This is a genomic window from Enterobacter sp. 5-4, assembly GCF_000612205.1.
Classification (GTDB): domain Bacteria; phylum Pseudomonadota; class Gammaproteobacteria; order Enterobacterales; family Enterobacteriaceae; genus Enterobacter; species Enterobacter roggenkampii.
The window spans coordinates 18378-36572 of sequence record NZ_JFHW01000017.1 but is presented as its reverse complement, the minus strand read 5'-3'; the positions used below and the strand labels follow the sequence as shown (position 1 = coordinate 36572).

18 protein-coding genes are annotated in these 18195 nt (G+C 55.0%); 9 read left to right on the top strand and 9 right to left on the bottom strand.

Annotated features, from left to right (window positions below; all coding sequences use genetic code 11):
• The gene (locus AA74_RS0110105) at nt 1-2877 is read right to left on the bottom strand and encodes an autotransporter outer membrane beta-barrel domain-containing protein (RefSeq protein ID WP_025912309.1); all 2877 of its coding nucleotides are present in this window, start codon (nt 2875-2877) and stop codon (nt 1-3) included.
• 71 nt (nt 2878-2948) lie between these two features.
• Nucleotides 2949-3566, bottom strand: coding sequence for a hypothetical protein (locus tag AA74_RS0110100; RefSeq protein WP_023326338.1), 618 nt, complete (start codon nt 3564-3566; stop codon nt 2949-2951).
• 547 nt (nt 3567-4113) lie between these two features.
• Between AA74_RS0110100 and AA74_RS0110095 the strand changes: the two genes are divergently transcribed.
• The 6 genes from AA74_RS0110095 (at nt 4114) to fabY (ending at nt 8307) form a co-directional block, all read left to right on the top strand.
• Nucleotides 4114-4857: a winged helix-turn-helix domain-containing protein gene (locus tag AA74_RS0110095; RefSeq protein ID WP_008501841.1), complete on the top strand. Its 744-nt coding sequence runs from the start codon at nt 4114-4116 to the stop codon at nt 4855-4857.
• On the top strand, nt 4821-5324 hold the full coding sequence (locus AA74_RS0110090; RefSeq protein WP_227009864.1) for a hypothetical protein: 504 nt from the start codon (nt 4821-4823) through the stop codon (nt 5322-5324). The genes AA74_RS0110095 and AA74_RS0110090 overlap by 37 nt, the downstream gene beginning before the upstream one ends.
• An 88-nt stretch (nt 5325-5412) precedes the next feature.
• Entirely contained in the window at nt 5413-6012 is a 600-nt protein-coding gene (yihX, locus tag AA74_RS0110085) for a glucose-1-phosphatase (RefSeq protein WP_008501839.1), read from the top strand.
• Nucleotides 6006-6887, top strand: coding sequence for a virulence factor BrkB family protein (locus tag AA74_RS0110080; RefSeq protein WP_023326335.1), 882 nt, complete (start codon nt 6006-6008; stop codon nt 6885-6887). Before yihX ends, AA74_RS0110080 begins: the two co-directional genes overlap by 7 nt.
• Nucleotides 6884-7321, top strand: coding sequence for a D-aminoacyl-tRNA deacylase (dtd, locus tag AA74_RS0110075; RefSeq protein ID WP_025912308.1), 438 nt, complete (start codon nt 6884-6886; stop codon nt 7319-7321). The genes AA74_RS0110080 and dtd overlap by 4 nt, the downstream gene beginning before the upstream one ends.
• Nucleotides 7322-7365: 44 nt before the next feature.
• Nucleotides 7366-8307 (top strand): fatty acid biosynthesis protein FabY, encoded by a 942-nt coding sequence (fabY, locus tag AA74_RS0110070; RefSeq protein WP_023326334.1) that lies wholly within the window; start codon nt 7366-7368, stop codon nt 8305-8307.
• 8 nt (nt 8308-8315) lie between these two features.
• On the opposite strand, the gene AA74_RS0110065 is transcribed toward fabY, so the two are convergent.
• The 5 genes from AA74_RS0110065 to fdnG form a co-directional block, all read right to left on the bottom strand.
• The gene (locus AA74_RS0110065; RefSeq protein ID WP_025912307.1) at nt 8316-9236 is read right to left on the bottom strand and encodes an alpha/beta hydrolase; all 921 of its coding nucleotides are present in this window, start codon (nt 9234-9236) and stop codon (nt 8316-8318) included.
• Nucleotides 9237-9455: 219 nt separating this feature from the next.
• A complete protein-coding gene (gene fdhE / locus AA74_RS0110060) occupies nt 9456-10385 on the bottom strand; it encodes a formate dehydrogenase accessory protein FdhE (RefSeq protein WP_025912306.1) in 930 nt (309 codons plus the stop codon).
• The gene (gene fdoI / locus AA74_RS0110055; protein ID WP_008501832.1) at nt 10382-11017 is read right to left on the bottom strand and encodes a formate dehydrogenase cytochrome b556 subunit; all 636 of its coding nucleotides are present in this window, start codon (nt 11015-11017) and stop codon (nt 10382-10384) included. Before fdoI ends, fdhE begins: the two co-directional genes overlap by 4 nt.
• On the bottom strand, nt 11014-11916 hold the full coding sequence (fdxH, locus tag AA74_RS0110050; protein ID WP_008501831.1) for a formate dehydrogenase subunit beta: 903 nt from the start codon (nt 11914-11916) through the stop codon (nt 11014-11016). Before fdxH ends, fdoI begins: the two co-directional genes overlap by 4 nt.
• Before the next feature lie 12 nt (nt 11917-11928).
• Complete coding sequence (gene fdnG, locus AA74_RS0110045) at nt 11929-14979, bottom strand: formate dehydrogenase-N subunit alpha (protein ID WP_088728449.1); 3051 nt, start codon at nt 14977-14979, stop codon at nt 11929-11931.
• A 371-nt stretch (nt 14980-15350) separates the two neighbouring features.
• On the opposite strand from fdnG, the gene fdhD reads away from it, so the two are divergent.
• Nucleotides 15351-16187: a formate dehydrogenase accessory sulfurtransferase FdhD gene (fdhD, locus tag AA74_RS0110035; protein ID WP_023326326.1), complete on the top strand. Its 837-nt coding sequence runs from the start codon at nt 15351-15353 to the stop codon at nt 16185-16187.
• A gap of 114 nt (nt 16188-16301) precedes the next feature.
• The gene (locus tag AA74_RS0110030) at nt 16302-16514 is read left to right on the top strand and encodes a DUF1471 domain-containing protein (protein WP_008501827.1); all 213 of its coding nucleotides are present in this window, start codon (nt 16302-16304) and stop codon (nt 16512-16514) included.
• 40 nt (nt 16515-16554) lie between these two features.
• Here the strand turns inward: AA74_RS0110030 and AA74_RS0110025 are convergent, their stop codons facing one another.
• Complete coding sequence (locus AA74_RS0110025) at nt 16555-16878, bottom strand: AzlD domain-containing protein (protein ID WP_021242796.1); 324 nt, start codon at nt 16876-16878, stop codon at nt 16555-16557.
• On the bottom strand, nt 16878-17537 hold the full coding sequence (locus tag AA74_RS0110020) for an AzlC family ABC transporter permease (RefSeq protein WP_023293608.1): 660 nt from the start codon (nt 17535-17537) through the stop codon (nt 16878-16880). The genes AA74_RS0110025 and AA74_RS0110020 overlap by 1 nt, the downstream gene beginning before the upstream one ends.
• Nucleotides 17538-17639: 102 nt before the next feature.
• On the opposite strand from AA74_RS0110020, the gene AA74_RS0110015 reads away from it, so the two are divergent.
• The gene (locus AA74_RS0110015; RefSeq protein WP_021242797.1) at nt 17640-18188 is read left to right on the top strand and encodes a helix-turn-helix domain-containing protein; all 549 of its coding nucleotides are present in this window, start codon (nt 17640-17642) and stop codon (nt 18186-18188) included.
• The last annotated feature ends 7 nt before the right edge of the window (nt 18189-18195 follow it).

Genomic DNA, 18195 nt, shown 5'->3' with positions numbered 1-18195 from the left:
TTATTTAAAGCTGTATTTCATCCCTAACATCCCCTGCGTATCGCTGTAGCCTTTATCGCCTATCTGCTGAGCCACGTTGCCCCATACGCTAAGCTGCGGCGTAATCTGCCCCTCTACGCCGGTCTTGAGTTCACCGATATTGCGCGTACCACGCATGTCATTGCTGACGTCATCCATGCGGATACGCGTGGGCTGGGTGTTGTGGATCCAGTTCGCTTCGATAAACGGCTGGAAGGTCCGTGATTTACCGTCGTCAATCGCGTTATGTCCGCTGATGTAGGCCTTCACGCCGAGACGTGTCATCAGGTTGCCCTGAGTCTCGTCTTTCACCCGCGTGCCGTTGCGCTCGCGATGATCGTCAGCCTGCACGTCCATCCAAACGGCCTGCGCTTTCGGCTGGATCCAGTAGCTGTTGCGGCTGCTTTCGCCCACCTTAACGCTATAGCCCGCTTCGACAGAGGCGGTCACGCCGCTGGAACGATAACTCTCAGTGGCCTGATCCTGTCCCATTACCTTATTGTCGAACCAGTTATACAGCACCCAGCTATCAACGTAGGTGCCACTTTTATCCGCCTCGTTTGCGTACCAGGTACCATACAGACCGACGCTATAGCCATTCACTTCACCGCGTGAATGGTATCCGGTCAGGCTGGAAGCGCTCCGGCTCTGGCTGTTGCCGTAGCCCGCCATCAGGCCGAGATGCCAACGGTCCAGGCCGTCGGTGCTCCACTGGGCGACATCGCCACCCAACTGCAGCACGTAGCGATTGGCGGTGGTTTTTAACTGGCCGCTGCCGTCTCTGAAACGCGTATGACCGCCGACGTTACGCATCCACAGGCTCGTCACTTTCTGCTCGCCAGTGAGCATGTCGGTGTACTGCGTTTCACCCAGACGATCGTGCAGGCGGGTCATAAACAGCGTATTTGCCGCATAGCTGTTTGCCAGATAGCTACCAAATTCCGGGCGATACTGATGCTCGCTTTTCGGTGGTGCAGGCGGTGGGACCGGCTCTTGCGGCGGAATCACCGGGTCAACGGGCGGATCTACCGGGTCGACTGGTGGGTCCACGGGGTCAACAGGCGGGTCTACGGGGTCGACCGGTGGGTCAACTGGATCAACGGGCTCCGCCAGGCTGGTCAGAAACCAGTTTTTACCTTTTTGCACAACGTTATAGTCATAACCGCCCGCCACGATACGGCTGGCCTTCTCAAACGTCCCGTCAGAGTTGCCACCAACGCTGACAATTTCAATCCCCTCTACGGTTTGCGCGCCAGTACCGCCAATGTTGTTCACTTCCACCCCGGTATGACCGGACGTGTTGCCTTCAACAATCAGTTTGTCCGTTTCCGAAGTGTCGTCAAACAGCACGGTATTGAAAACCAGCTTGCCGCCGTTGCCGATAAAATCATCCTTGATGGTCAGCGTTTGCCACGCCGCGTCCTCTGCATGCTGAAAATTAATCGTGCCGCCCGCATTCAGCGTCAGGCTGGTCAGCGTGGAGCTGTCGCGCAGATTCCAGACGGCATCATTCATCGTCAGTGCGATAGTACCGGTACCCGCGGCGTTGCCCTCAATGAAGGACGCCCCATTCCACAGGGAGTTGTCATCCATCGTCAACGTAATGGTACTGTTTTGTGCCGGAAGCGTGCTGGTGGCCGCGACGCCGCCCGCTGAAAGGACATCGCCGTTGAGGATGAATTTGCCTCCAGCGGACGCGTCAATTACCCCGCCGTTACTGGCGTTCAGGGCATAGCTACCGTTGTCGCGATGGCCTGCGGTGGTAATGGTTGCACCACCCGCGAGGGCTATCACGCCGCGTGACCAGGCATACATCCCGTGCGGCGCTTGCGCAGAGCTGCTGGTTTTCTCGCTGCTGTTTACCGCAATGGTGACGTTATCTCCCAGATTCACCGCACCGGTGTAAGCATAGACGCCATGCGCACTGGCACCGTTGGTCGTGATGGTGGCGCCTTCATCAAGGGTGATGGTTGACGAACCGGTGGAATAAACCCCGGAGGCACTGGCCGCGTCGGTGGTAATCGTCGCGCTTTTGCCTAGCTCAATTTTTGACGCAGAGCCCGCGTACAGGCCATAGGCCGATGTGCCGTACGTTTCGATGGTCGCCACATCTCCCAGCCGGACGTATGAGCCGCTCTGGTTGGTACGAATTCCCTCAGCGTAAGTCCCGCGCGTCACAATATGCGCACGATCGCCGACGATAACGTTATTTTTTGCCTTTGAGGCATCATTCAGTGCATAAGCGCTAATCCCGCGCCCGGTGCTGCCCGTGGTTTCGATATAGAGATCGTCACCCACATAAATATTGGCGGAGCCGAGAGAACCCTGACTGAAGGAGCTGTACCCGGCATTAATACCGTCACCGCTTTGGCCGTTAACGTAGATATGGGTGCGGTCGCCGGTAATGATAAATACCGGGTTGGCCGGCGTGTTCATCCCGTGGGTACGAATACCGTCGACGTCTTTACCATTATTGGCAGCCACTTTTGACTGGGTGCGAATAGTCAGATCGTCACCAAATATCACCCCCGGGCTGCCGGACGTGGAGTTCTGAATAACGGTAACGGAATGCTCAAAGGCTTCCGCCCCAGGCCCTTCGAGGGTGATCCCATCTCCGTAAATCGGGATATTCCCCGGGCTGTACTGGTAGACATAGTTAGGATCGCCGGTATTTTTGCTAAAGTTCGCGTTTGCCGTTGCGGGTATCAGTGCCTGTATTTCTGCAGGCAAATCCGTTACCGCTCCGGAGGCAGGTAAATTAGCAAAATCTATTACCGCTGCATGTGCGGTAAATAGCGCTGACGTTAACGCCAGCGAAATCGCAGCGGCGACTGGTGAGTGTTTCATTAAATATGGCATGACTGCCCCCTTTCTTTCAGGCGTAGAACATCCTCCACACCATTAAATGTGGGTAGGTAAACAGGTTGAAATTACAAAATAGAAACGAGAATTTTATGAATACTGGTGCCTAACTTCCTCTCAAGTCGTATTTTATGAACATAAATTTTTTTAACATCAATGCCGTCTGATTTTATAATCTCCTGGAGGCAAGCACCTGACAAAAATCTGTTCAGTAACGTAAATTCAACAGCGTTCAACATGCTGCCGCGTCTGCTATTTAACCGTCTCCCGGAGAAAAGATGGCTGATTTTTTCCTTTAATATAATGTCGTTGTCATTCGAATAAATAATTCCCTTTATTTCACTGCGCTGCATGAAAAAATAATTGGCCAATGCTTCCAGCTTGCGGTCTGTGATAATCACGATGTTCATGTTAGTTCTCACCAGACGTTCAATCCATTGCGGATCGGCAAGTACGCGCAGGTTGCAAAACGAAAAGTCTACAAATATAAAGCCGCGTAATAAGTGATTCTTGTTTCCTTGCAATATTTTATTTTCTACTGCAATCTGCAGGAAATGGTTACCACCAGGCCAAACTGCGAATGAGGCATTTCCACAATATTGTGAACGTACTGCGTTATCTGGAAATAACTGACAGGACAATTCACAGCTCATACAGCGGACAACCTTATGCGACGATGTCATCATCCAGTCCACTCCTGTCTTATTTTCACTGTCAATATTTCACTGCCATCCAAATGTGTCAATCTTGAAACATATCTCGTGCCCCTCTCTTGTTTATGATAAATAGTGATGAAGAATATAAATTCCTGGTGATGTCTATTTTGTCAGGCCGTAGCCATAGCGAAAGGACATACCTTGGTCATCGTATTCCAGGACTATTCTTCAGCCCCTTAAGATTATTCGACAAAAAAAATCCCGAAGGATGATTTACGAAATAGCACTAATAGCTAAAGATTCGTTTCTTAAATCGGCCGTAACGACAGTCTTTTCGCGACTTGGGGCTCAATATAATGAGTGGGCCGGGCGAAGTGTAATGAAATCTCATTATGTCGTTTTAGATGAGAGAAACCTAAGAAAACTGTCTTTTAACTGATTGAAAAACAATGTGTTATTCTTAATCTTAGTTGGGGTGGTATCGCGTCCTGATCCTTCTGACCTATACTGTTGTTAAATATACGTATATCTTTCTGGTGTATATAGTTAAGGGTTGTTATTGCTGAGGAAAGGAAAATTGTATCTTATTAACAAATTGGTCGAGTATGATCCAGAAAACAAAAACCTGGTAAATCATATTACCGGGCGCTCGATACAATTGCAGCTTCCTGCCAACCTCTGTTTTCTTTATCTCATCACCCATCCCGGAGAAATAATTTCGCAAAACCAGTTAATGGTGGTGGGATGGGGGGAGCGCAATGACGTCACTACGCCGAATACCTTTTACCAGGCTATTTTGACATTACGCAATGCCCTCGCTGAGGTGGGCTTACCGCGCGATACGGTAAAAACGATTTCGCGTCGCGGGCTTATGCTTTCCGAGGCTACCGAGGTTGAATTATTTGTCCCAACCGCTGAGCCAGTCATAGCCAATAAAGACGCGGTCGTTGCCAATGGCGCCGCAAGGCAGAGGCCAGCCTGGCTGATAATAACGACCGCAACGCTTTTGTTGATCGCGCTTATCAACGGGGGAATATTATATAAAAAGCACCAGAACATGCCGTTTAGTCACTACATTCCCCTTTCAACGGGCAGCATGCCCCAGGCCTGCCAACTTTTTTATGCACCTAACGAACATATTCAGGATCATTACGTGCGCCTGCTAAACAATAATCCCGGTCTGTGTGCCGAAAAACGATACGTTTTTCTCGTCGGCTATAGTAAAACGGAGCGAATCGCGGCGTTTGTCTGTAATAACGATGCGCGAAGGGACGCGACGGCGTTATGTACTACCCATTATTTTTGGGCGCACGAAAAATGATGACTCTCCGGAACGGTATCATTTTGCTGGCGGCATTTCTGGCGGCCGCTATCACCAGTGGCTGGTTAGCTTATTCGCATTTATCGAGTACGCCGATACGCTGTACGGGAGATGTGGAATGGACGATTGGTAAAAACCGATTTGTGGGTACGGTTTCCTGGCGGATGCAGCATCGGGAGGGGTCTACGGTTATTAACGGTAAATTATTTGGTCAGACGGTTACTGAAGTTAATCGTACAATCTATTTTCACTACAGTGACCATGAGAACGCGCGCGTGTTAAATAACAATCGTATTGTTAAAACCTTTGCCGATAATGCGGATGAGGCTGATATCAACGCAACGCTACCGGGTTTTTACCGCACGCCGGGTAGGGAGCTGAGCCTGATGATCGATGAGTATCGGGGGGCCTGGATTTTTGCCGCGTCAAACGTCCCTTCGCTTTACTGTCGTAAAAACGCGCCGTAAAAATCGATCGCACACCTTAGACCGCATCCATAGTCAAATCTCTTTATTCCCGCTACAGTTACCTCTCCACGGCGAGCAGGAGATAAACATGCTTTATATCTTTGATTTAGGAAACGTCATCGTCGATATCGATTTTAATCGCGTGTTGGGTGCATGGAGCGATTTTAGCCGCGTGCCGCTGGCGACCTTAAAGCAGAATTTCGCGATGGGCGAGACCTTCCACCAGCATGAGCGCGGTGAAATCAGCGATGAAGCATTCGCTGAACGTTTCTGCCAGGAGATGGGGCTTTCGTTAAGCTATGAACAGTTTTCCCACGGCTGGCAGGCGGTATTTGTGGCGGTTCGCCCTGAGGTGATCGACATCATGCACAAACTGCGCGAGCAGGGGCATCGGGTCGTTGTGCTGTCAAATACCAACCGTCTGCACACCACGTTCTGGCCTGAAGAATACCCTGAAGTTAAGGCGGCGGCGGATAAGATCTACCTCTCGCAGGAGATGGGGATGCGTAAGCCTGAAGCGCGAATTTATCAGGCTGTTCTGCAGGCAGAGGGATTCACCGCGGCCGATGCGGTCTTTTTCGACGACAACGCCGATAATATAGAGGGAGCTAACCAGTTGGGTATTACGTCAATTCTGGTGACCGGAAAAGAGACGATACCAGACTACTTTGCGAAGCAGCTATGCTAAAAACCGTTCATCAAAAAGCCACGCACCATACTCGCCCGCTGCGGGCCTGGCTGAAACTGCTCTGGCATCGGATTGATGAGGACAATATGACCACGCTGGCGGGTAACCTCGCCTACGTGTCGCTGCTCTCATTGGTGCCGCTGGTGGCGGTCATCTTTGCCCTGTTCTCCGCCTTTCCGATGTTTGCGGACGTCAGCGTGCAGCTTCGTCATTTTGTCTTCGCGAATTTCATTCCGGCAACCGGGGATGTCATCCAGAACTACATTGAGCAGTTTGTTGCTAACTCCAGCAAGATGACGGCAGTGGGGGCATGCGGTCTTATTGTCACCGCGCTGCTGTTGATGTACGCCATCGATAACGCGCTGAACACGATCTGGCGGAGTAAAAAAGCGCGGCCAAAGGTCTATTCCTTTGCCGTGTACTGGATGATCCTCACGCTGGGGCCGCTGCTGGCCGGGGCGAGCCTCGCGATCAGTTCGTATCTGCTCTCCCTGCGCTGGGCGAGCGATTTAAACGGCGTGATTGATAATGTGCTTCGCATCTTTCCGTTGATCCTGTCGTGGCTCTCGTTCTGGCTGCTCTATAGCGTGGTGCCGACCACGCGCGTGCCTAACCGCGATGCGGTCGTGGGGGCGCTGGTGGCGGCGTTGCTCTTTGAGCTCGGTAAGAAAGGGTTTGCCCTTTACATCACCATGTTTCCGTCCTATCAGCTGATTTACGGCGTGCTGGCGGTGATCCCCATTTTGTTTGTCTGGGTCTACTGGACCTGGTGTATCGTCTTGCTTGGTGCTGAAATAACTGTCACTCTCGGTGTATACCGCGAACTTAAAAAAGCAGCAGAAGCTGAAAAACAACAAGAAGCAGACCAACCATGATTGCATTGATACAGCGCGTAACCCGTGCCAGCGTCACCGTGGAGGGAGAGGTGACGGGTGAAATTGGCTCAGGACTTTTGGTGTTGTTAGGTGTCGAAAAGGATGATGACGAACAAAAAGCCAACCGCTTGTGTGAGCGCGTGCTGGGCTACCGTATTTTCAGCGATGCGGAAGGCAAGATGAACCTGAACGTCCAGCAGGCGGGCGGCAGCGTGCTGGTGGTTTCCCAGTTTACGCTGGCAGCGGATACCGAGCGCGGCATGCGCCCGAGTTTCTCGAAAGGCGCCGCGCCGGATCGTGCAGAAGCACTTTACGAGTACTTTGTTGAGCGTTGTCGCCAGCAGGAAATGAATACGCAAACCGGACGATTCGCTGCAGATATGCAGGTATCGCTGGTGAACGATGGCCCCGTCACATTCTGGCTCCAGGTATGAGCATACTTACGGCGTGGCCGCGGGTAACAAGAGAGAGTACAGCTATGTATCACCTTCGAGTACCGCAAACGGAAGAAGAGTTAGAAGCCTATTACCAGTTCCGCTGGGAAATGCTACGCAAGCCATTACATCAGCCAAAAGGCTCTGAGCGCGACGCCTGGGACGCGATGGCCCACCATCAGATGGTGATGGACGAAGAGGGCAACCTTGTGGCCGTCGGGCGTTTGTATATCAACGCCGATAACGAAGCGTCTATTCGCTTTATGGCGGTTCATCCCTCCGTGCAGGACAAAGGTCTGGGGACGCTAATGGCGATGACCCTGGAATCCGTCGCTCGCCAGGAAGGCGTTAAGCGCGTCACCTGTAGCGCCCGCGAAGATGCCGTAGAATTCTTCGCTAAACTCGGTTTTGTGAATCAGGGTGAAATCACAACCCCGCAAACCACCCCGATTCGTCATTTTTTGATGATCAAACCCATCGCCACGCTGGACGATATTCTGCATCGCGCCGACTGGTGCGGACAGCTGCAGCAGGCCTGGTATCAGCACATTCCGCTCAGCGAAAAAATGGGCGTACGCATTCAGCAGTACACCGGACAAAAATTTATTACCACCATGCCGGAAACCGGCAACCAGAATCCGCACCACACCCTGTTTGCCGGAAGTCTTTTCTCGCTGGCCACGCTCACCGGCTGGGGGCTTATCTGGCTGATGCTGCGCGAGCGCCATCTGGGCGGGACCATCATTCTGGCCGATGCCCACATTCGCTATAGCGCGCCGATAAGCGGCAAGCCGACCGCCGTGGCCGATCTGGGATCTCTGGGTGGCGATCTTGACCGTCTGGCACGCGGTCGCAAGGCGCGCGTACAAATGCAGGTCGAACTGTTTGGCGATAAAACGCCGGGCGCGGTGTTTGAAGGCACCTACATTGTTCTTCCGGCGAAGCCTTTTGGCGCGTATGAAGAGGGCGGGAACGAGGAGGAGTAATCTCCTGTTTACGCTCCCCGGGCGTGCTGAATCCGCCCGGCGATATCCCGCATAACATCTCGCGCTGATTGGCTAATTCCACCAAGCTGGAAGAAGCCATGTATTACTCCCAGCCATCGCTGAGCGGTACACGTCACTTCTTGCTCCGTGAGGCGTTGAAACAGTGCCTCGCCTTCATCGCATAACGGATCGTACTCAGCGGTAACGATATGGACAGCTGGCAGGCCGCTGAAGTCTTCTCGCCACAGCGGGCTAACCTCAGGATGCTTACGGTCGGCTCCAGCCAGATATATTTCATAGCCGCTCAGCAGGGTATCGCGAGTAATTACGTAATCCAGGCCGTTGAGGGTATAGCTTTCAAAACTGGCCGTGGCGTCGAGCATGGGGTAGATAAGAATAAGCTGTACAGGCTGCCAGAGCCCTTTAGCCTTAAGCCGCAGCGCCGTTACCAGCGCAAGATGTCCCCCCGCGCTGTCTCCGCAAAAGGTGATCCGGTTTTTATCCACGCCCAGTTTATCCGCATATTGCCAGACCAGATCTGCACCTCTTTCCGCATCGTCATGTGCGGCGGGGAAGGTATGCTCCGGCGCCAGCCTGTATTGAATCGCAACCACCCGGCAATTGCCGTAGCAGGCTAACTGACGGAGCTGGTTGTCATGGGTATCAAAGCCGCCGCTGATAAAGCATCCGCCGTGGTAGTAGATGGCAGCAGGCAATAGTTCAGGCGCATTGAGAGGTGAAAATACCCGAATGGTAAGACCCTCAAGAACAAGCGTCTCCACCTGAACGCGCGTTTCGGTCTCCCCGGCAAGCCCTGTGCTGGCAATATAGCCTGCTCGTCGCACCTCAATGCTCTGGCGACGTGACGAGGGCCGCCCTGCAGCGATAAATCCCTGAACCAGCTGTGCAATACCCTGTTCCAGCGCCATGAATAATCCCTTTTACTGTATGGATGAACAGTTTTATAGCCTGGTTTGATTCAAAAGAAAACAAGAATAGTGTTGAAGGCAACAACCTGGAAAGCGGCTCGCAAAGGCGGTAACGCGTCTCTCAACGAGAATGGAGAGTATCTGGCATGAAAGGCGGCGGGTATTGCTGTCGAATTACAGGCCGGGCAAGCACGCGCTGCCCGGCACTGTCACAGGGAATTACTCCCCTTCACCCGGGAACAGGAACGGGTTGATCGAGCTGCGGGCAAAGCCCTCCTGCTCCATCTTTGCGTCCAGAATCAGCGAGGCGAGATCGTCGGCCACCGCTTCGACTTTCGGGTCCTTTTCCTGATAGAGAATCTTCAGGTAGGTGCCGCAGTCGCCGCAGCTTTCGGCTTTCACCGCCGCGTCTTCGTTTTCCAGCGACCAGTAGTTCAGATCGCGGGTCTGCTCGCAGTTGCTGCACTTAATGCGCACCACGTGCCACTCGGTTTCACACAGGTTGCAGTGCAGGTAGCGCAGCCCCTGAGTGGTGCCGATTTGCACCATGCTCGATACCGGCATAGAGCCGCATACCGGGCAGAACTGGCGCGCCTCGCCGTATTCGGCGCGAGCTTTGCCCGGGATCAGGCTTGCCATTTGTGCCCAGTAGAGCGACAGCGCAGCCCAGATAAACGGCGCTTTATCGCTGCTGACCAGCGAGAAGTCGGACGCGAACAGCGCGCTCGCCATCTCTTCCAGCTCCAGGTCAGAGGCTTTTTCCAGATTCTCAATGACCGCCAGCGCGGTGCCGCTCATTTCCGGCTTCAGCTCGGCAATCAGCGAATGCAGCAGCTTTTGCCAGTGCTTGTCGCGCGGCAGGACGTGAATGTCCAGCGGCGGCTTACCCTGCGCGTTGGCTTCTTTGATCCGCGCGGTCAGGTCCATTTGCAGCGGGTGGTCGTACAGCACCACTTCCTGCGCGTGGGCGACCAGCGCGGCAAAGCGCAGAAAATCACCCAGCGGGTTGTTCTCTGCCAGCTCGCGCAGACGCTCTGCGCGGCGGTTGTAGAGGTTCTTGAGTCTGGGGAATAACAACGGCGGAATATAATCCGCCGTGCGTTTCTCGCTCGACCCCAGCTCATCTTGCGGGATTATGCGAATACTCATTCAGATGACTTTTCCTGTTTCTGGCGGACTTCACGGTACCAGCGCGGGTGATGTTTCTTCGCCCACGTGCTGGTGACCCATCCCTCCACCATCGCGGTAATGGTGCCTTTCACCCAGAGGGCGGCGTAGATATGCACCATGATAACCACAATTAACGCCACTGCGGCAAATGAATGCAGCATCAGCGCGAATCGGATCACCGGGATTGAGAAAGCAGGCGCAAAGTACGGACGCCAGATGATCACGCCGCTGACCAGCAACAGGACCAGGAAGATAATCGCCGCCCAGAATACGCATTTCTGGCCGAAGTTATAACGCCCGGTGTCACCCACTTCCTCGTTGACGACGATCTTACGAATATTCTTCGCCCAAAAGATATCATCCCGATTGATTAGGTTATGGTGCCAGTAGCGGAAAAACATGATGATGAACGACGCGAACATGATGACGCCCACAAACGGGTGCAGGATGCGCGCCAGCTGTGGTGTCCCCATGATCTGCATCAGCCAGTTGAAGGACGGGAAGAAGAACCCCAGCCCGCTTATCGCCGCCAGCATGAAGCAGAAGGCGGTGACCCAGTGGTTGATGCGTTCCGGCGCGGTGTAGCGCACGATGGTGTCACGTTTTCTCATTTGCGCACCTCGTCTTTCTCTTCATGCAGGTTGTCGTCTTCCTCTTCCGCGCGGTTCGGACCGACGCCGACGTAGTGGAAGATGCTCGCTGCAAAGGTGGCAGCAAAGCCCACCGCTGCCAGCGGTTTCCAGATGCCTTTCCAGAACTTCACGGTAGCGCTGATTTCCGGGTTCTCCGGCAGGCCGTGGTACAGGTTCGGCTTGTCGGCGTGGTGCAGCACGTACATCACGTGCGTACCGCCTACCCCGGCCGGATCGTACAGGCCCGCGTTGTCGTAACCACGGGTTTTCAGCTCGCCCACGCGCTCTGCCGCCAGCGTTTTCATATCCTCTTTAGAACCAAAGTGGATGGCGCCGGTTGGGCAGGTCTTCACGCATGCAGGCTCCTGGCCAACGGTAACGCGGTCCACGCACAGGGTGCATTTGTAGACGCGGTTGTCTTCCGGGTTCAGGCGCGGTACGTCGAACGGACAGCCCGCGATGCAGTAGCCGCAGCCAATGCACTGCTCGGACTGGAAGTCGACGATGCCGTTGGCATACTGAATGATAGCCCCTTCTGACGGACATGCCTTCAGGCAGCCCGGATCCGCACAGTGCATACAGCCGTCTTTGCGGATAAGCCATTCCAGTTTGTCGTTCTGCTCCACTTCCGAGAAACGCATCACCGTCCAGGACTTGGCGGTCAGGTCTGCCGGGTTGTCGTACACCCCGACGTTGTGACCCACTTCGTCACGCAGGTCGTTCCACTCAGAGCAGGCCACCTGACAGGCTTTACAGCCGATACAGGTCGTCACGTCGATAAGCTTCGCCACTTCCTGCTGGTGGTCCCGCGCCTGAGGCGCGGGCGTGAAACCGTTAGTCGCGGAACGACGGATAATGTCTTGAGATTGATAAGCCATAAGTCGTCTCCGTTACACCTTTTCCACGTTCACGAGGAAGGCCTTAAACTCCGGCGTCTGCGTGTTCGCATCACCGACGAATGGCGTCAGGGTGTTCGCAATAAACCCTTTCTTCGCCACGCCCTCATAGCCCCAGTGAATTGGGATGCCGATGGTATCCACCTGCTGACCGTGAACGTTCAGCGTGCGAATACGCTTGGTCACCACCGCCTTGGCCTTGATGTAGCCGCGGTTAGAGGAGACCTTCACGGTATCGCCATGGGCAATGCCGAGCTTGTTCGCCAGCTTCTCGCCGATCTCCACAAACTGTTCCGGCTGCGCGATGGCGTTAAGCAGCGCGTGCTTGGTCCAGTAGTGGAAGTGCTCGGTCAGACGGTAAGTGGTGCCCACGTACGGGAACTTGTCCTTTTTACCCAGCGCTTCAAAATCGCTCTTGAAGATACGGGCTGCCGGGTTAGAAACCACGTTCGGGTGCAGCGGGTTGGTGCCCAGCGGCGTCTCAAACGGCTCATAGTGTTCCGGGAACGGACCTTCCGCCATCTTATCGATAGCGAACAGACGCCCCATCCCTTCAGGCTGCATGATAAACGGTCCGACATCGCTGCCTGGTGCGGCAGTGCTGTAGTCCGGAATATCCACGCCGCCCCATTTCGCACCGTCCCACTTCAGCAGCTGACGCTTCGGATCCCACGGGTTGCCCTGCGGGTCAGCGGACGCGCGGTTATAGAGGATACGGCGGTTGAGCGGCCACGCCCATGCCCAGCCCAGCGTATTGCCCAGACCCGACGGGTCGGCGTTATCGCGGTTGGCCATCTGGTTTCCTTTCGGCGTCCAGCTACCGGCAAAGATCCAGCAGCCGCTGGAGGTGGTGCCGTCGTCACGCAGGTGCGCGAAGGTACTGAGCTGATCGCCTTTCTTCGCCAGCACGGTGCCGGTGGCCGGGTCGATAACGTCCGCCAGCGCCTTACCGTTGCTCTCCATCGCCACTTCTTCCGGCGCTGGGTTTTCCGGCGTCGAGTAGTTCCAGGTCATGTTCAGCACAGGCTCAGGGTTCGCGCCGCCTTCAGCCGCATACATCTTACGCAGGCGTAAGAAGATACCGGCCAGGATCTCGCCGTCGTTCATGGCGATGCCCGGGGCGTCCGCGCCTTTCCAGTGCCACTGCAGCCAGCGCCCGGAGTTGACGATAGAGCCGTTTTCTTCCGCAAAGCAGGTCGATGGCAGACGGAACACTTCGGTCTGAATCTTCGACGGATCGACGTCGTTCGATTCACCGTGGTTCTGCCAGAAGGTCGAGGTTTCGGTATTGAGCGGGTCAATCGTCACCAGGAACTTCAGCTTCGACAGCGACTCAACAACCTTGTTCTTGTTCGGGAACGAGGCAACCGGGTTAAAGCCCTGGCACAGATAGCCGTTCACTTTGCCCTGGTGCATCATCTCGAAATATTGCAGAACGTCGTAGCCTTTGTCCCACTTCGGCAGCCAGTCAAAGCCCCAGCTGTTTTCCGCCGTCGCTTTGTCGCCGAAGAACGCTTTCATCATCGAGACGAAGAACTTCGGATAGTTGCCCCAGTAGTTCACCTGGCCTTCAAGCAGCGGTTTAGGCGTGCTGGCCGTCAGGTAGGTTTGCAGGTCGGTCTGTTTCTCGCTTGGCAGGTTCATGTAGCCCGGCAGGCTCTGAGACAGCAGGCCGAGGTCGGTCAGACCCTGAATGTTGGAGTGACCGCGCAGGGCGTTCACGCCGCCGCCTGCCATTCCCATGTTGCCGAGCAGCAGCTGAACCATCGCCATGGTGCGGATGTTCTGCGCGCCGATGGAGTGCTGCGTCCAGCCGAGGGCGTACAGGAACGACGCGGTTTTGTCTTTCGCGCTGGTTTCGGCAATCAGCTCGCACACCTTCAGGAAGTCCGCCTTCGGCGTACCGCAGATGTTTTCGACAACCTCCGGCGTGTAGCGGGAGACGTGCTCTTTCAGCAGGTTCCACACGCAGCGCGGGTGTTGCAGGGTGGTGTCACGCTTCGCAAAACCTTTCTCATCCAGCTCGTAGTTCCAGCTGGTTTTGTCGTACTTGCGTTTTTCGGCGTCGTAACCGCTAAACAGACCATCTTCGAAGTGGTAATCCTCACGCACGATCAGGCTGGCGTTGGTATAGGCTTCGGTGTATTCGCGGTTGTATTTTTCGTTGGTCATCAGGTACAGCAGTACGCCTGACAGGAAAGTGATGTCAGTACCTGAACGAATAGGGGTGTAAAAATCCGCCACTGACGCAGTACGCGTGAAGCGGGGATCGATCACAATCAGCTTCGCGCCGTTGTGGATTTTGGCTTCCATCGCCCAGCGGAACCCGACAGGGTGCGCTTCAGCGGCGTTACCGCCCATCACCACAATAAGGTTGGCGTTCTTGATGTCGACCCAGTGGTTGGTCATCGCACCGCGACCAAATGTTGGAGCAAGACTTGCTACCGTTGGTCCGTGTCAGACACGCGCCTGGTTGTCGACCGCGAGCATACCGAGTGCGCGCGTAAATTTCTGGGTTAAATAACCGGTTTCGTTGCTGGAGGCAGAGGCACACAGCATCCCGGTGGAGAGCCAGCGGTTGACCGTGACGCCGTCGGCGTTCTTCTCAACAAAGTTGGCATCGCGGTCTTCTTTAATCAGTTTAGCGATGCGGTCAAACGCCTCTTCCCAGCTGATTTGCTGCCATTTGTCGGAACCCGGCGCGCGGTATTCAGGGAATTTCAGGCGGCTTTCGGAGTGGATAAAGTCCACCAGACCGGCCCCTTTCGGGCACAATGCGCCGCGGTTAACCGGGTGATCCGGGTCGCCTTCGATATGGAAAATAGACGCTTTGGCGTTTTTAGCACCGTCGCCGAGGCTATACATCAACAGCCCGCAACCGACAGAGCAGTACGTACAGGTATTACGGGTTTCACGGGTGCGCAGCAGTTTATACTGCCGCGTTTCCGCCAGCGCTACGCCGGGCGCAAAGCCCAGTGCCGCTGCCGTGGTGCCTGCCATACCGCCAGCGCAGATCTTAAAGAACTGCCTTCTGCTGACCTGCATGGGTCACTCCTTGTTTCGACATTGCTTACATATGTAGTTTTGACTTCGCGGTTGAAGAATGACCGCAAAGGAAAAAATTTGCGTTAATCCCTCAATTCCACGAGGGATATCATCAGAATACCACATTGTCGGTACAGCTGTTCTAATGGCGTTAATACAAAGTGAACGTATTATCACCATGTTGATTATAAAGTGTGATATTGATCACGTTAACAGCTCTGCATGTTAAAGCGGTGTAGCCGGTGGCAGGTTGCACCCCTGCTAAATGAGTAGGAGAATGGTTGTCGAAAAGTTGATCCATACTATGCGTACAGCCTGTGGTTTATGCTGCAATAGCACGCTCGCTTCCGTGGTTGTTCAGGAATACCGCTGTGTCTAAACAAAACCGTGATCCCCACTCGTCACCCCTGCCTGCCGGCATTGTGGAACTGTCGGTACACCGACCGCCCCACATAACCGATGCCATACCCGATTTTCTGGCCGAAGAAGTGCCCGTTGCGCTCGTTTACAACGGCATCTCGCATGTGGTGATGATGGCGTCTCCGAAAGATCTTGAGCTGTTCGCCATCGGTTTTTCCCTCTCGGAAGGCATCATCGAGCATCCGCAAGATATCTATGGCATGGACGTGGTGCAGGCCTGCAACGGCCTGGAAGTGCAAATCGAGCTCTCCAGCCGCCGCTTTATGGGGCTGAAAGAGCGCCGCCGCGCGCTGGCCGGGCGTACCGGCTGCGGCGTGTGCGGCGTTGAGCAGCTCAACGATATTGGCAAACCTGTTTCACCACTGCCGTTTACTCAGACCTTTAATCTGGCGCACCTCGACCCTGCGCTTGAGCACCTCAACGATGTACAGCCTATCGGCCAGCTCAGCGGCTGCACGCACGCGGCGGCGTGGGTATTGCCGTCGGGAGAGATTGCCGGCGGGCATGAAGACGTGGGCCGCCATGTGGCGCTGGATAAGCTGCTCGGTCGTCGTGCACGTGAAAGTGAGGTTTGGCAGCAGGGCGCCGCGCTCGTTTCCAGCCGCGCCAGCTATGAGATGGTGCAAAAATCGGCGATGTGCGGGGTGGAGATCCTGTTTGCCGTGTCGGCGGCAACGACGCTGGCGGTGGAGGTGGCCGAGCGCTGCAACCTGACGCTGGTGGGTTTCTGCAAGCCGGGAAGGGCGACAATTTATACCCATCCACAGCGATTAATAGTTAATCAGTAATTTTGAATGATAATAGCAAATCCTTCCGCTTTTAGTTGTTCGCGATGAGGTCTAGTATTTATCTCATCAAGGCACGGTGCCTTACCTGAACAACTTAATGAATGGGTTTATATTATGAAAAGCATCAAAACTTTTGTCGCTGTAATCGCTCTGGCTACTTCTTTCGGTTCTTTCGCTGCGCAGACTGTGACCGCAACCGCCTCTACCATTGATGGTGCAGAAGCGAAAATCGCGGCTCAGGCTCAGGAAGCGGGCGCGTCTTCGTACAAAATTACCCAGGCATTCACCGGTAACCGCGTACACATGACTGCTGAACTGAACAAATAAGCGAGTCACACCGTCGAAAGAGCGCCCCCGGGGCGCTTTTTTAGTTTATGCCCGCTACGCGCAGCAATGCCGTCACCACTGCCGCGGCCACAATGACCACGATTAACGGCATTTTCCGCCAGGCCAAAAACACCGCAAACGCCACGCCCAGCACGCGCGCCATGCCCGCGAAGTGGTCTCCTTCATAAAAGGTGGTCGCCAGCGCCACGGAGAACAGCAATACCGTTGCCGCATCTGACAGCAGCGCCTGAGAACGCTCCGACAGCGCCAGCCGGTTGCCGAGTTTGGCGCCGCCAAGGCGCATTAAATAGGTTCCGGCAGAAAGAATGGCGATGCCGAGAATAAAGACCGTCATGTTTTCCATTATTTTTTCCTCGCGGCAAGACCGAGTAAAGAGAGCAGTACCGGTAATCCCACCGGGGCAAACGGTACGGCGGCCAGCGATAACACGGCGCCGCTGCAGGCGCGGATCAGCGTGGTACGGTTCTTAAATGCGGGAACCACTAATGCCAGCAGAATGGCCGGAAATACCGCATCCAGCCCGATGGTCTCCGGGTCGGGCAACAATTTGCCGACCATGGCCCCCAGCAGTGCGCCAAGCGGCCAGACGAGGGCGACGCCTAAGCCGCACAGCCAGTAGGCGGCTTTACGCTGCTCGGCGGTTTTTTGCGACAGGCCAAACACCACGCTTTCATCGTTCATGATGTGGCAGCCCAGCAGGCTCAGACCGCGCTTGCCCACCAGCTCACGCACCGTCACGCCAAACGGCACGTGCCGGGCGTTGACCAGCAAACCTGCCGCCGCGGCCGCCAGCGGATTGCCGCCGCTCGCCACGATGCCGATAAACATGAACTCAGACGCGCCCGCCAGCACGGTAATGGAGAGCACAAACGGCACCCAGACCGGGAAACCGTAGGCCATCGCCAGCGAGCCGTAGGACATCCCGACCACGCCCACCGCCAGGCAGACCAGAATGATTGCTTTTATGGTGTCGCCTTTCAGACAAGAGAGATGATGCTTCATACAATTTTAGCCATATCGAACGTGTATCCATTATAATGAACGCAACGAAACTGATTTTCAAGACGAACGATTCGTTCGTTTTATAGAACAAGAGGCCGTTATATGACGCAGCCGATCAGCCTGATCGCCAAAAGTCTGGTGCGAGAACGCCTGCGAACCGGGCTTTCACTGGCGGAAATTGCCCGCCGTGCCGGGATCGCAAAATCCACGCTTTCCCAGCTGGAGTCCGGCAACGGTAACCCTAGCCTGGAAACGCTGTGGTCGCTCTGCGTGGCGCTGGATATTCCTTTCGCCCGTTTGCTTGAGCCGCAGCTACCGACCACGCAGGTGATCCGCCGTGGAGAAGGGACAAAAGTGGTCGCCGGAGAGGCTAACTATGAAGCCATTTTACTGGCGGCATGCCCTCCCGGCGCGCGCCGCGATGTCTATCTTCTGATGACCCAACCGGGCGCAGACCGTCTTTCTCAGCCGCATCCGCCGGGCTCGGTTGAACATATTATTGTGACGCAGGGGCGGGCGCTGGTCGGCCTGCTCGACGCGGCGGAAGAGCTCGGCGCAGGGGATTACATTTGTTATCCCGCCGATCAGCCGCATATCTTTAAGGCCCTGGAGCCAGACACTTACGCGCTGCTGGTGGCGGAACAAAACTAACAGAGAT